Below are 12,041 nucleotides of genomic sequence, written 5' to 3' on the forward strand. Positions count from 1 at the left end.
CCATTCAACGGTGGGGCACCGCCGTCGTGCGTTGAGCCGGGCACAAGCCGGAGTGCCCGCCCCGTTGCCGGCGGGCCGGCGACGCCACCCTAAACTGGGGCTCATGAACTCCGAAACTGTTGTAAGCATCCTCTGTGGCCTTGCGATCCTGGTGGGAGTGGCCGGGACCATCATCCCGGTCTTGCCGGGCAGCTTCCTGATCGGCCTCAGCCTGCTGGCGTGGGCCATCTGGGGCGGTGCAGGAACGCTGGGCTGGGTGGTCTTCGCGGTGGGAATGGTGTTTGTGGTTGCCGGCATGTCCGCCAGCGCCGTCCTGGCCGGCCGGAAGCTCAAGCAGCACGGCATCCCGAACCGGAGCGTGGTCGTCGGCCTAATTGCAGGCGTCATCGGGATGTTCATCATCCCCTTCGTGGGCCTCTTTGTGGGGTTCGCCGCCGGTCTGCTGCTCAGTGAGCTGCACCGGACGCGACACATCCACACCGCAACCACCACCAGCTGGGCGGCGCTGAAGGCCACCGGACTGGGCATCCTCGTAGAGTTCGGGCTGGCCTGCCTGGCCGCCAGTACCTGGGTGATCGGGCTCTGGATCGCCGCCGTCACGTAGGGCGGCGACGCGCTCTCGCCGTAGCATGGAGAGATGACCGTGGGGGATGCCAGAGGACCGATTTACCGGGACACCCGGGATTTGACGCCGTTCGGAAACGTCCAGTTCCAGACTCCCGTCCGGGAGCTTGCCGGCAGCGTGGGCGGGCTGATCAACGGTGTTTTCGGTGGCCGTGATGCTGCGCTGATCGCCGTGGACGGCGACGTCCCCAGGCTGGGGATCATGCCCGGCCGGACGGTCAAAGCAATCCATAACGCCATCTTTACGAGCCGGGAACCGGAGCGGCTCATTGCCGTGGGCCGCACGTACCCGGGCTGGGCCGGCCTGTGTTCCGTTATGGCCGGCCTCCTGGCATACCAGCACGGCGGCTACCTGCGCGCTTCCGAGCTTCTCCAGCGGGGCCTGTCCATCAGGAACGACGACGACGCCAACCAGTATGCGGCCACGTACCTGACGCGGGTGGTCACCCGGGTCGAGGTCGCCGAGCGCATTGAAGTCCCCGTCCTGTTCGGGCAGGAATCCGTCTTCCTGGCACTGTCCCACTCCCTGCGCGAGACGGGCCAGCTGGAAGCCGCCCTCCAGACGGTAGCCGGCCTGCCGCCGTCGCTGCCCTCAGCGCTGGCCCGCTGTTCACTGGCGTTCGCGCTGGGGCGGGACAAGGAGGTGGTGATCTGGACTGAGGGCCTGATGAATTCCGATGACCTCTCGGCTGCGCTGCTGCTCCTGCGGGGCCGTGCGCTGCGGCGGCTCGGGGCGCACGCAAAGGCACACGAGGCGCTGAAGGAGGTGCTTCGCCGTCGGAAGACGGACGTGGTGCTCCGCAACGACGCCCTGACGGACCGCGCTCTTCTGGTGCTGGACAACGGCCGCAAATCCCTCAACCCGCGGGACTGGCTCCGGGGCAGGCCGGCGGAGCTGGAAACGTTCGAGGTGATCCGCAAGGACGTGGACGAACGCAGGCTGTGGGAGCAGGAGTGGGAGAACCTGGACGGGAAATAGGCTTGCCGGCCGCGGACGCCTTGTGGTGCCATCTGCCCCGGAGTACAACGGAGGGATGAGCGACGCAGTCCGGACCTGGATGGAAAAGTACATCGCGGCGTGGACCACCAACGAGCCCGCGGACATCAAGGCACTGTTCACTGAGCAGGCCGTCTACGCCACCCGGCCGCACGATCCGGATGCCTGGCGGGGGCGCGAGCAAATCGTCGAGCGCTGGCTGGTTGAGCGGGATGAGCCGGACGAATGGTCGTTCGACTGGAACCTGCTGGGGACCGACGGCGGCCTGGCGTTCGTTCAGGGCTTCACGCACTATTTTGGCGACCGGCCCAGCTATGACAACCTGTGGGTGATCCGGTTGGAGCCGGACGGCCGCGCGTCGGAGTTCACCGAGTGGTTCATGGAGCGCAAGGTCTAGGCGTGCCGGGCAAGGCCGGCCACCACGGGGACCACCTGCTCGGCCAGGAGTACTGAACCCAGCCCGATCATGATGATGCCGCTGGTCAGTGTGACTGCGCGCGCGGCGCCGGGGCGGGACTGCAGGAGCTTCCGGGCCATGAGTGCCACGCAGGTGTAGACGGTTCCGGCAAGCAGGACGAAGGTCAGTCCCAGCAGTCCGGACTGGACGGGCAGCGGGAAGGCGGCGTCCGGGCTGACGAACTGGGGGACCAGCGCGACGTAGAAGAGCAGTCCCTTGGGGTTGATGCCGCTGGTGCCCATGCCCTGCAGGAAGGTCCGGAGCTGGTTGACGGGCTTCCCGACGGCGTCTGCCGCACTGAAGGAGGCCCCGCGCCAGGAGCGGAGGGTACTGATGCCCAGCCAGAGGAGGTACCCGGCCCCCGCCACGGTGAGCCAGCCGAGGAGGCCTGGCATCCCCGACAGGAGCGCCGCCAGGCCCACCACCATCAGCAGGGTGTGCAGGACGTACCCGCCACACAGTCCGGCCACTGCCGGGACGAAGCTGCGCTGCCGCAGTCCGGCGGTGATCGAGTACGCCCAGTCCAGGCCGGGCGTGCAGGCGAGGGCCGCGGCAACCAGCACGAAGGCGAAAAACAGCTGGGGGTTCATGGGTGGGCTCCTGTCCGATGGCTACAGCACAAACCCTATGAACTTTCCGGCCATAAGTGCTTACCTTTTTCGCTGTCATCGGATCTAAATTGGTAAGCTTCTTGCGTGATCGACCATATTGACAGGAATATTTTGCGCTATCTCAAAGAGGATGGCCGAATGACTGCCACGGCGCTCGCCGCCAAGGTGGGTTTGACGGTGGCGCCATGCCACCGGAGGCTCCGTGACCTGGAAGCGTCCGGGGTGATCCGCGGCTACAAGGCGGACATCGATCCCGCCGCCGTCGGGCTCGGTTTCGAAGCAATTGTTTTCGTCACCCTGCGCCAGGTGGACCGCTCCACCATGGAGATCTTCGAGAACCGCGTGGCTGACTCACCCAACATCGTGGAGGCGCAGCGGCTCTTCGGCTCACCGGACTACCTGCTGAAGGTCATCGCCGAGGACCTGCCGGCCTATCAGCGTTTCTATGACGCCGAGCTCACGTCGCTGCCCGGCGTAGAACGGCTGACATCCACGCTGGTAATGAAGAACCTCAAGTCCAACGCGGGGCCGCCCGTCTAGATTCAGCCCCCGGGACCTCTACTCCTTCAGCAGCCCCGTGGTCCTGTATGGGATGACCTCGCGCAGGAACATGCTGGTGGACGTCCGGACGATCCCCGGGCAGAGTCTGATTTCCTCCGAGACGCGGTACAGATCGTCAGGGCTCGTGGCCACTACCCGGATCACCAGGTCGGTGTCGCCGGCGGGGGCGTGGCATTCCAGGACTTCGGGTATTTCACGGAGCGCGGCGATGGCTTCGTTGAGGTGGCTTTGGTCCAGTTCGGCACTTACTGCGGCCGCCACGCCGCGGCCCAGAGCGGACGGAAGCACGCGGCTGCTGTTGGGCCGGAGCGCACCCGACGCCGTCATCCGCTCCAGGCGTGACTGAACGGTTCCACGCGCCAGGCCCAGCCGTTGGGCCAGAACCATGATCGGAAGGCGGGGATCCTCGTCGAGGGCGTTAAGGATCCGCTTGTCGGTGGCATCCAATTCCTGCAATGTGATCATTCTCCGTCGGTCCATGCCATCTGCATTGATCAGTCTGACCAATGATTCCTATGCCGGTTGTGCCAACTGTAGGCTGTCTGGTCAAATGGTGGCAACAAGCAGGCAAAGGCTACCGCCGAATCCTGCTGGCTGACAGGCTCCCCGGCACACCACCCGGAAACTGGACACCGCTTCCCGCAAGGAGGCTGCCGCTGATGACACTTGTTCACACCACGGTCATTCTGCAATCACGACAAGAGCCCCTGAACTCCCGGGCGCCGAACCTTCGGCGTCAGCGGTAGCTGAGGGGCTTTTGTGTTGCCCCAATGCGTAGGGTTGATTCATGACTCCAGCCGGGCGCTTTGCCCCCAGCCCCTCAGGGGAACTCCACGTCGGCAACCTCCGCACCGCCATCCTTGCCTGGCTGTTTGCGCGTTCCACAGGCCGGGACTTCCTGCTCCGCGTTGAGGACCTTGACCGGGCTCGTGCGGGCGCGGAGGCAGAGCAGCTCCGCGATCTGGCGGCCATCGGCGTGACCTGGGATGGCGCCGTCGTCCGCCAGACAGACCGCGGTGCGGTGTACGACGAGGCAATCCGCCGTCTCAGTGACGCGGGACTGACGTACGAATGCTTCTGCACCCGGCGCGAGATCCAGGAGGCGCCATCGGCGCCGCACGCACCGCAGGGCGCCTACCCCGGAACGTGCCGCAATCTGAATCCCGCCGAGCTTGAATTCAAACGCTCCATCCGGCCTGCGGCGATAAGGCTCCGCGCGGACGTCGCGGAGTTCACGGTGCACGATGTATTGCACGGCGGGTTCACCGGGGTGGTGGACGATTTTGTCCTCCGCCGAAACGACGGTGTGACCGCGTACAACCTTGCGGTGGTGGTGGACGACGCTGCGCAGGGCGTCGATCAAGTGGTCCGCGGGGATGACCTGTTGCCCTCCACCCCTCGTCAGGCGTACCTTGCGTCTTTGCTGCATATTCCAGTTCCGGAATATGCCCATGTGCCGCTGGTTGTTAATCACGACGGCGCGCGGCTGGCTAAGCGCGACGGCGCCGTCACGCTGGCCGACCTCGCGCTGGCCGGCGTTGATGTGGCGGAGGTCCGGAATCACCTCCTGCAGTCCTTGGGGCTGCCGGCCGGCAGCCTGGAGAAGGCCCTTGCCGCATTCGTGCCGGGCAAGCTCCCGCGCGAACCGTGGGTGTGGAGTGGCTTGGGTGCGGACCGCCCGCGCTAGTTTAGGACGTGCCCGGCTAGGACGTGCCCGGCGCGTAGGCTGGAACCATGTCGGAACCTGAATTCACTGAAGCGCACGTCCCCCAGCCGGGATTCACCGTCGAGACCGCCCGGGTTTTGGCAGAGGTGGCGCACAACCGGCAGAAGGACAAGCTCAAGCGGCCCTACCGGGACCACGTGATCGCCGTCGGGGATGCCCTGGCGGATTTCGACGACGATATCCGGATTGCCGGCTATCTCCATGACATCGCTGAGGACACCCCCATCACCCGGCAGGCACTGCTGGAGATGGGCGTTCCGGAGCGGGCCGTGGACATCATCGAGCGGGTCACCAACCGGCTGCACGACAACCCCGATGACTATCAGGCCGGCATCCGCTACATTGCTGAGGACCACGACGCCGCCCTCGTGAAGATCGCGGACAACGCCCACAATTCCATGCCAGAGCGCGTGAAGGCGCTCGCCGAGAAGTGGCCGGACAAGCCGCCGGTAACGAAATACCGTGACGCCCGGCCGGTGCTGTATGCAGCCGTGGAGACGGAAGAAATCCGCAAGATCCTTGCCCGCGTCAACCCGTGGCTGCTGGAGGAACTTGATGACCGGTTGGATGAGCAAGACGACACTGACTACGAGAACCTCTCCTACGAGTCCTAGCGGACGTCCCTCCAGAGGTCCCGTTCCCAGGCGCGGGGGTCACGGATGAGGCGTGGTTCGGCCTCAAAGAGCATGGTGGTCCGGCTCCCGTGATTGTAGCGCGGCCAGCCCGGATCCCCGGTGGCGGCGAACGAAATCCAAGCGGAGTGGACGGTGTTGGCCAATTCCTGCGGCGGATCTGTGCCCAGGAGCGGCCCGAACAGCCTGGAGCCCTTGTGCAGGGCGTCGAAGACGAACGGCACTTCCATGGCGTGGACCGCGCCGAGCCCCGGGGCGGGCCAGCCAAACTCGTACATGTAGGTGCGGGCGGAGGCGGCCTGCGCCCCTGCGTGCGCGTCTGCCAAGCGGATGACCGGAATCCTCACCCACCAGTCGGTCTCCACGGCGGCCAGCAGTTCGCCGGGGGAGCTCGCAGGGTAGTGGGAACGATACTCGCGGAGTGCCTTTTCGGCCGGAAGGCCGTACGCGGATATGCGTGAGAAGACATCCACGCTCCTGACTTCCGCGAGGTCCTCTTCCGTGACTTTGGCAAGCACGCCGGTGATTGCCAGGAACAGCTTCCAGTCCTCGGCATTAGTGCCCACTATGAGGTCTACGGCCGCGCCTGAGCCGGCAGCGATCCGATCGATGGGCCGGCCGGGAATGACGTCGCCATCGATGGTCGGCTGCCACAGCATCAAGCTGGCAACGGCATCCTGTCCCCAGTGTTGCGGATCGGGCCGGGCGATGAGATCGGCCTTTAGCTCCGCTTGCGCTGCGAGCAGGCGCTGGGTGGGCACCGCCGCCATCGCGTCCCGGGTTGGCGGTACTCCGAGCTTTTCGGCGAGGAACCCTGCGATCCTCCGGGCGGTCCCGGTGGGGATCGCGTGGTGGGCAGCGCCGCTTTGCAGGATGGCCCGCCGGAACAATCCTTCTGCGCGGGGCGTCGCGAGGAGCACTCCGATGCTCATGGCGCCTGCGGACTGGCCGAAGACCGTGACATTGCCGGGATCACCGCCAAACGCTGCAATGTTGTCCCGGATCCATTCCAGGGCCGCGACCTGGTCGAGGAGACCGGCATTGGCGTTGCCGTCACCAAGGTCCAGGAAGCCGTCGGCACCCACACGCCAGTTGATCACGACGCACACCACACCATCCCTGGCGAAAGTTGTCCCGTCGTATGCGGCCGTTGAGCCGAATTCGAACGCGCCGCCTTGAATCCACACCATCACGGGCAGTCCTGCTGCGCCCGGGCCCGGGTCCAGACATTTAGATTCAGGCAGTCCGCGCCGCCCAGCCCGCTGTCCCACTCCGTACCTGCACTTTCCGGGGGCGCCAATTGGAAAGGGGCTGCACCGTACTGGCCGGCATCGCGGATTCCGCTCCAGGGCTGCAGCTGCTGCGGCGGACGGAACCGGTTGGCACCAGACGTTGGCGCCGCGTACGGAATGCCAAGGAAACGGTGGATGCCGCCGTCGGCGGTCCCGCGCAACTGCCCCTGCTTCGTTCTAACTACCGTGCTCATGCCTGCCGCCTCCACGGCCCGACGTTTCGGGTCATACCGTCACGTTGGCAGCTGTTGCGGGGCCGGTGCAGGGCCGAAAGTCACAGCCTACGAAGCAGCCTCCGCTTCCAGCTTCTGAAGGGCCTGATGGAGCCGTTCCGAGCCCCGGCGTTCGTCAATGACGATTGAGGCGGCAAGCGCCAGGACAATCACCAATAAGCACACCGGGACGGATGCCCCGGCGGCAGCCAGGCCGATGGATCCGGCCAGCACCACCAGCACGAAGGCGGCGACGGTGATGATGGTTCGGTCCGCGCCGACCATCGCGCTGTAAAGCCACGTCAGTGAGAGTTTGAACAGGGCGACGGGTACGGCGATGCTGGCCACAGCTATTGCCGCACTGATGTGCGCCTCATGGTCGATGAAGTAGGCGGCCACGTGCAGGCCTGCGCCGGTGGCCGCTATTGCCGCGAAGATGGGGATATGGCCGTAGCCGAACAGATATGACCGGTGCCGTCTCAAGTGCAGGGCACGGCCGGCGGGAAGCATGAAGTAGATCCACCACATGCCGAATGCCAGGGCGGTTCCACCGAAGCCAACAAGGGCGGCGTCAACGCTCCAGCCGTGATTGGCCACTATTGCCCGCAGGGTTTCAATCGCCCCGATAAGGCATTCACCCAAGGCGATGATGGCGAGGAGCCCGTAGCGTTCGGCAATGTGATGGGCGTGCCATGGCGTCGTAGCCTTACGTTCCGCGGCGTATGGTGTGGCCATCTCCAGCACGATCAGCGGCACCGTCATGGCGAACGTGGTGGAGATGTCCGCTTCGATGATGAGCACAGCGATCCAGCCAAGCTGGACTACGGCCAGGTACTTCGCGTAGCGCAGGCAGGTCTCGCGGCGGGCAGGGTCCTGTCTCGAAGCCCGCACCCACTGCGTCACCAGGGCAAGGCGCATCAGCACGTAGCCGGCAACAATGACCCTGTTGTCGACGTGGTCTCCTTCCACGAGGGAGTGGAACATGGGTTCGATGCCCATCGTCAGGATCAGAACGCCAACTATCTGCACCATGGTGACTACACGGAAGACCCAGTCGTCGGTGTCGTAGGCGCTCGCGAACCAGGTGAAGTTGATCCAGGCCCAGATCACCGCGAACATCGCAAAGGAGAATCCCAGCAGGCCAACGCCGACGTGGGCTTCCGCGATTTCGTGGGCAAACTGGCTGCCTGCGACTCCGAAGGCAATGACGAAGGTCAGGTCAAAGAAGAGTTCCAGTGGTGTGGCGGCACGGTGTTTTTCGTGCGGGTCCCGGCCACCCATGCTGGCCAGGGCGTGCCGGAGGGGATTGGAGGGCATGCGTCAAAGATTACCGCCGCAGAAACGGGCCTGCCCTATATTTCGAGGCTGCGCGACACGGCTCATCCGGTGCTGCCGCAGAGGCCTTGATGCGGCGCGGTGCCCCTCGGCTGTTCAGTCAGCCACAGAAAATCAGGGACGGAAGGACAAAGAAACGATTCCGGTTCCTGGAGCCGGCGCCCTAACCAAGCCCACTCCGTCACCGGATCTGCCTGTAGCTGGCTGTGGGGCAGTGAGGAGCCAAATTCCCCGTTGTGGAGTCCGTCCGCCATTTGGTCCGGCCAGTGGGGTGGTTCCCGGTCGGGTTGTTCGCTTTGGTAGTGGCGGCCGGTGGGTGAGATCCAGCCGGGCGGCTCGTCCGTGGTGGCTTCGGTGGGTTGCCAGGGTCTGGCGTGTTTGAGTCGGTGATGTTTGGGGCAGAGCTGGGCCAGGTTTGAGATCCCGGTGCTCCCGCCGTTGGCCCAGGCCTTCAGGTGGTCTGCTTCGTTGTCCAGGGATGGGTTGGAGCAGCCGGGGAACTGGCATTTGCCGTCCCGGAGGCGGAGCCATTGACGCAGCGCTTTGGGGATCCGGTAGCTCTCCCGGCCGATCTCCAACGGTGCCCCGTCCCGGGGATCGGTCAGGACCCGGCGGAACGACTCGGCACCATTGGCCACGAGAGCGCGGGCCATGGACGGCGGGATCGGTCCGTATCCGTCGAGGATGGCGGGTTCATCGGTCAGGCCCATCAGCGCGAACACCGGAACCGTGACGAGGACCTGGGCTGTCGGCGACGGGATCATCCCGGAAGCACCATTCAGAGTGCCGTCCCGAGTGCTGTTCAGGCCGCTTGCCCCACCGGTGGTCCCGTCCGTGTGATGGTCCGCGCCGAGGAGTAAGCCGGCGAGGATGTCCGTGCGTAGCTGGGTGAGGGTCCGGCCTTCGGTAGGGCACTGGAGGGCGCGGGCGTCTGCGGTGGTCCGTGCCCAGATCCCGGAAGCCTGATCGGCGGGCAGGTAAGCCGAGAGCCAGGCCATCCCGTCCCGGTCCGGACAGAATTCGACCCGACGGTCCGCGGCAGACCGGGTGTGGCGTGTTTCGATACTGACCGGGTGATGCCGCTCCCGCCACGTCCGGGCTTTGGCCCGGAACCGGCCCGGGACCATCCCGCCGGCCGCACCGCGGGCCGGGTTCGGGGCCTCCGGGTCCAGGAAGTGCGCTTCCAGGGCGTGGGCGGCGGCGGGCTCGAGGTTGGTAGTTTCGTCGACCATGATCCGGGCATGCTGCCACGACAACGTCCCCGCCTCCAGGGCCGCCAGCGTCAGCGGCAGAGCACGACGTAAGCGGTGAGCCTCGCCCAGCAGACTGCCGGCCGTGCGTTCACTGACCGTCAGGGCACAGGCGACCTCAGCCACGATACTCATGTCCTGGGCGGTGTGCTCCTGCGGGGACATGATGGGCCCCGCGATCACTTGGGCGGCTTCGTCGTAGCCGCCGGCCGCATGGACCTTCACAGCGGCGACCATCGCCTCCAACGCCGCCGCGCCGGACAGGACCGTCAGACACGCCTCAGCCTGCCAGCCCAACGGGTCCGAGTCAGCCGCCGAAGGGCCAGCTACACGACGTGCGTCGGCCGGTATATCCGCCAACCCCCGGAGCACACCGGCCAGCTGTAAAGCAGAAGCCGCGATGGCCTCCAACACCTCTGCACCTGCCCTGTTATCCATACCTCCAGCATGACAAGGGGGTACGACATTCAAGCGGTGCCAGGGGGTCCACCTCTAAAAGGAAATTGAAAAGTTCTTCGTGTCTCCGGGCCAGACCCGGGCTAGACCCGGCCGAGTGCGTCGATGTCCTCGAGGAAGTCCTGGTGCACTTCCTCGCTGACGGTGGTCCGGGTCTCCCCGATAGCGTCCAGGTAATCCTGCGTGGAGGGCCCCTTCCGGACCGCCTCCCGGACTGAAACGCTGCCGCCGGAAGCAGCGCCGCCGTCGTCGTACACTGCCTTTTCGAGCGCCCGCTGGGAGGCGCTGCGGGCGGCGTATTCGATGTCTGCGGGGGAGAAGCCCTCGGTCCGCTCCACGAGGAGTTCCACATCGACGTCGTCCACCACGGCGGCGGGGATGAAGCGCTGCCACATGGCTTCGCGGGCCTGGCGGTCGGGGAGGCCGATGGGGATGACGTAGTCGAACCGGCCGTGCCTGAGGAAGGCGCTGTCCAGGGCCTTGATGAAGTTCGTGGCGCAGACCAACAGGCGGCCCGGCTGCTCACGGAACGCCGGGATGATTTTCAGCAGCTCGTTGGTGACCCCCTGCAGCGGCGACGGCGGCTCGCCGGACCGCTGGGAGGCGATCTCCTCCACCTCGTCGATAAACACCACGCAGTGCTCCAGCTCGGCGATCTCCAGGAATGTTTCGCGCAGGGCACCGGCGAGTCCCTGGGGATCGGAGGCCAGGCGTGACGGGAAAACCTCCACGAACGGCCACTCCAGCCGGGACGCGATCGCCTTCGCGAACGTGGTTTTGCCGGTTCCCGGGGGACCGAACAGCACCACGGCGCGGGGCGGCACCACGCCGTATTCGTCGGCGAGATCGGCTTCCGCCAGGGGGAGGACCAGGCGCCGCTCGAGGAGCTCTTTTTCCTTGCGCATGCCGGCAACGTTTTCCCAGAGGTCCCGGGCCAGGATCCGGCCTCCCAGCTGGCCCAGCGCGCCGAGTTCCTGGCGCTGCACGGGAATGGTCCGCTCAAAGTAGCGGAGGTTTTTCTTGAGCGCGAAGCCGCGGCTAAGGAACGCCTCCACGCGGGTTTCGGCCTCGGGCATCAGGGCGGACAGCTTGTTGAGGCCGTGCGGCGCCATCCGGTTTTCGACGGCGGCGAGCAGCGAAGTGCCGATGCCCCGGCCGCGGTACTCCGGCAGCGTGGCGAGGAAAACGATCCAGCCCTGGTCATGCGCCGCACGTCCGACGGCGGCGCCCACCACCATGTCTCCCTGCACCGCCACCACGGCGTGGTCCTTCTCGCACGACGCGAGGACTTCGGAGAGGGCATAGACGGGCTCCACGTCGGAGGCTTTGAGGGTCTCCCACAGGTGCAGGATCCCGTCCAGGTCCGCTGAGTGGAAATCCCTGATCCGCCAGTTGGTCATGCAGTGTCTCCCGGGTGGTTCGTCGTTGAACTGCAGGTCGTGATGCGCGCAGAGCAGCTAGCCAGGCGCTCTGCTGAGCATAAGCGATCTGCCCGCCACGATGGGTTGCGGGAGGGTTGCGTTACACGGCGGACCCTAGGGGCCGCGACTGCGGTGGTCTGAATCAGACCTTGATCGGGACAGGGTGGATCTCGTCGGCGGGATGGCCTGCCCGCTCATGTATGCGCCGAACGGCATCCGCTGAGGGGGCCTCCGAGAGGCAGTAAACCAGACCCGATTCGGGGTCGGCCCAGGCGGATTTGAAGTCAACCTTCTCGTCTTCTTGGATGGCGAGATCGGCGTTGTGGGCTTCCCGAAGGGCCTCCTGGGTGATGCCAACCATGTTGCGATGTACATCCATGAATTCAGGCATAGTGCCAATGCTCCTTGACTTGGTTTCGCCGTTGAAACAGCCGGATGTGGCTGACGTTAGACCCGCATCTTTTCGG

General features: G+C 65.7%; 14 protein-coding genes. 6 read left to right on the forward strand and 8 right to left on the reverse strand.

The features are described 5' to 3' along the window. Nucleotides 1-103 precede the first annotated feature (103 nt). Genes GUV69_RS15555 through GUV69_RS15565 form a run of 3 tightly spaced genes read left to right on the forward strand, consistent with a single transcriptional unit; the run spans nucleotide 104 to nucleotide 2,018 of the window. Complete coding sequence (locus GUV69_RS15555) at nucleotides 104-604, forward strand: DUF456 domain-containing protein (RefSeq protein ID WP_164204050.1); 501 nt, start codon at nucleotides 104-106, stop codon at nucleotides 602-604. 33 nt (nucleotides 605-637) lie between these two features. After that, the gene (locus GUV69_RS15560; RefSeq protein ID WP_164204052.1) at nucleotides 638-1,603 is read left to right on the forward strand and encodes a hypothetical protein; all 966 of its coding nucleotides are present in this window, start codon (nucleotides 638-640) and stop codon (nucleotides 1,601-1,603) included. A 55-nt stretch (nucleotides 1,604-1,658) separates the two neighbouring features. Next, a complete protein-coding gene (locus GUV69_RS15565) occupies nucleotides 1,659-2,018 on the forward strand; it encodes a nuclear transport factor 2 family protein (protein ID WP_164204054.1) in 360 nt (119 codons plus the stop codon). Here the strand turns inward: GUV69_RS15565 and GUV69_RS15570 are convergent. After that, complete coding sequence (locus tag GUV69_RS15570; RefSeq protein WP_164204056.1) at nucleotides 2,015-2,668, reverse strand: LysE family translocator; 654 nt, start codon at nucleotides 2,666-2,668, stop codon at nucleotides 2,015-2,017. The two genes, GUV69_RS15565 and GUV69_RS15570, sit on opposite strands and share 4 nt — an antisense overlap. Before the next feature lie 105 nt (nucleotides 2,669-2,773). On the opposite strand from GUV69_RS15570, the gene GUV69_RS15575 reads away from it, so the two are divergent. Further along, a complete protein-coding gene (locus tag GUV69_RS15575) occupies nucleotides 2,774-3,229 on the forward strand; it encodes an Lrp/AsnC family transcriptional regulator (protein WP_164204058.1) in 456 nt (151 codons plus the stop codon). Nucleotides 3,230-3,247: 18 nt separating this feature from the next. Here the strand turns inward: GUV69_RS15575 and GUV69_RS15580 are convergent, their stop codons facing one another. Then, on the reverse strand, nucleotides 3,248-3,715 hold the full coding sequence (locus GUV69_RS15580; protein ID WP_164204060.1) for an Lrp/AsnC family transcriptional regulator: 468 nt from the start codon (nucleotides 3,713-3,715) through the stop codon (nucleotides 3,248-3,250). Nucleotides 3,716-4,037: 322 nt separating this feature from the next. On the opposite strand from GUV69_RS15580, the gene gluQRS reads away from it, so the two are divergent. Further along, nucleotides 4,038-4,937: a tRNA glutamyl-Q(34) synthetase GluQRS gene (gluQRS, locus tag GUV69_RS15585; protein WP_164204062.1), complete on the forward strand. Its 900-nt coding sequence runs from the start codon at nucleotides 4,038-4,040 to the stop codon at nucleotides 4,935-4,937. A gap of 47 nt (nucleotides 4,938-4,984) precedes the next feature. Further along, on the forward strand, nucleotides 4,985-5,590 hold the full coding sequence (locus tag GUV69_RS15590) for a phosphohydrolase (RefSeq protein WP_164204064.1): 606 nt from the start codon (nucleotides 4,985-4,987) through the stop codon (nucleotides 5,588-5,590). Here GUV69_RS15590 and GUV69_RS15595 read toward each other — a convergent pair. From GUV69_RS15595 to GUV69_RS15615, 6 genes are all read right to left on the reverse strand, one after another. Next, nucleotides 5,587-6,798, reverse strand: coding sequence for a carboxylesterase/lipase family protein (locus GUV69_RS15595; RefSeq protein WP_280113753.1), 1,212 nt, complete (start codon nucleotides 6,796-6,798; stop codon nucleotides 5,587-5,589). The two genes, GUV69_RS15590 and GUV69_RS15595, sit on opposite strands and share 4 nt — an antisense overlap. Beyond that, on the reverse strand, nucleotides 6,798-7,094 hold the full coding sequence (locus tag GUV69_RS23445; protein WP_280113754.1) for a carboxylesterase family protein: 297 nt from the start codon (nucleotides 7,092-7,094) through the stop codon (nucleotides 6,798-6,800). The genes GUV69_RS15595 and GUV69_RS23445 overlap by 1 nt, the downstream gene beginning before the upstream one ends. Before the next feature lie 87 nt (nucleotides 7,095-7,181). After that, the gene (locus GUV69_RS15600; protein WP_164204066.1) at nucleotides 7,182-8,429 is read right to left on the reverse strand and encodes a low temperature requirement protein A; all 1,248 of its coding nucleotides are present in this window, start codon (nucleotides 8,427-8,429) and stop codon (nucleotides 7,182-7,184) included. Between the two features lie 62 nt (nucleotides 8,430-8,491). After that, on the reverse strand, nucleotides 8,492-10,135 hold the full coding sequence (locus GUV69_RS15605) for an HNH endonuclease signature motif containing protein (RefSeq protein ID WP_164204069.1): 1,644 nt from the start codon (nucleotides 10,133-10,135) through the stop codon (nucleotides 8,492-8,494). A 101-nt stretch (nucleotides 10,136-10,236) separates the two neighbouring features. Further along, nucleotides 10,237-11,553, reverse strand: a complete 1,317-nt coding sequence (locus GUV69_RS15610; RefSeq protein ID WP_164204071.1) for an ATP-binding protein — start codon at nucleotides 11,551-11,553, stop codon at nucleotides 10,237-10,239. Between the two features lie 163 nt (nucleotides 11,554-11,716). Then, nucleotides 11,717-11,965: an SCO4226 family nickel-binding protein gene (locus GUV69_RS15615; RefSeq protein WP_164204073.1), complete on the reverse strand. Its 249-nt coding sequence runs from the start codon at nucleotides 11,963-11,965 to the stop codon at nucleotides 11,717-11,719. Nucleotides 11,966-12,041: the final 76 nt, after the last annotated feature.

Origin of the sequence: [Micrococcus luteus] ATCC 49442, assembly GCF_010367585.1 — a bacterium.
Lineage (GTDB): Bacteria > Actinomycetota > Actinomycetes > Actinomycetales > Micrococcaceae > Arthrobacter > Arthrobacter luteus_A.

Coding starts and splice junctions, on each gene's coding strand:
- GUV69_RS15565 (WP_164204054.1), top strand. CDS start 1,659: ATGAGCGACGCAGTCCGGACCTGGATGGAAAAGTACATCGCGGCGTGG.
- gluQRS (WP_164204062.1), top strand. CDS start 4,038: ATGACTCCAGCCGGGCGCTTTGCCCCCAGCCCCTCAGGGGAACTCCAC.
- GUV69_RS15580 (WP_164204060.1), bottom strand. CDS start 3,715: ATGATCACATTGCAGGAATTGGATGCCACCGACAAGCGGATCCTTAAC.
- GUV69_RS15590 (WP_164204064.1), top strand. CDS start 4,985: ATGTCGGAACCTGAATTCACTGAAGCGCACGTCCCCCAGCCGGGATTC.
- GUV69_RS23445 (WP_280113754.1), bottom strand. CDS start 7,094: ATGAGCACGGTAGTTAGAACGAAGCAGGGGCAGTTGCGCGGGACCGCC.
- GUV69_RS15605 (WP_164204069.1), bottom strand. CDS start 10,135: ATGGATAACAGGGCAGGTGCAGAGGTGTTGGAGGCCATCGCGGCTTCT.
- GUV69_RS15560 (WP_164204052.1), top strand. CDS start 638: ATGACCGTGGGGGATGCCAGAGGACCGATTTACCGGGACACCCGGGAT.
- GUV69_RS15570 (WP_164204056.1), bottom strand. CDS start 2,668: ATGAACCCCCAGCTGTTTTTCGCCTTCGTGCTGGTTGCCGCGGCCCTC.
- GUV69_RS15600 (WP_164204066.1), bottom strand. CDS start 8,429: ATGCCCTCCAATCCCCTCCGGCACGCCCTGGCCAGCATGGGTGGCCGG.
- GUV69_RS15615 (WP_164204073.1), bottom strand. CDS start 11,965: ATGCCTGAATTCATGGATGTACATCGCAACATGGTTGGCATCACCCAG.
- GUV69_RS15555 (WP_164204050.1), top strand. CDS start 104: ATGAACTCCGAAACTGTTGTAAGCATCCTCTGTGGCCTTGCGATCCTG.
- GUV69_RS15595 (WP_280113753.1), bottom strand. CDS start 6,798: ATGGTGTGGATTCAAGGCGGCGCGTTCGAATTCGGCTCAACGGCCGCA.
- GUV69_RS15610 (WP_164204071.1), bottom strand. CDS start 11,553: ATGACCAACTGGCGGATCAGGGATTTCCACTCAGCGGACCTGGACGGG.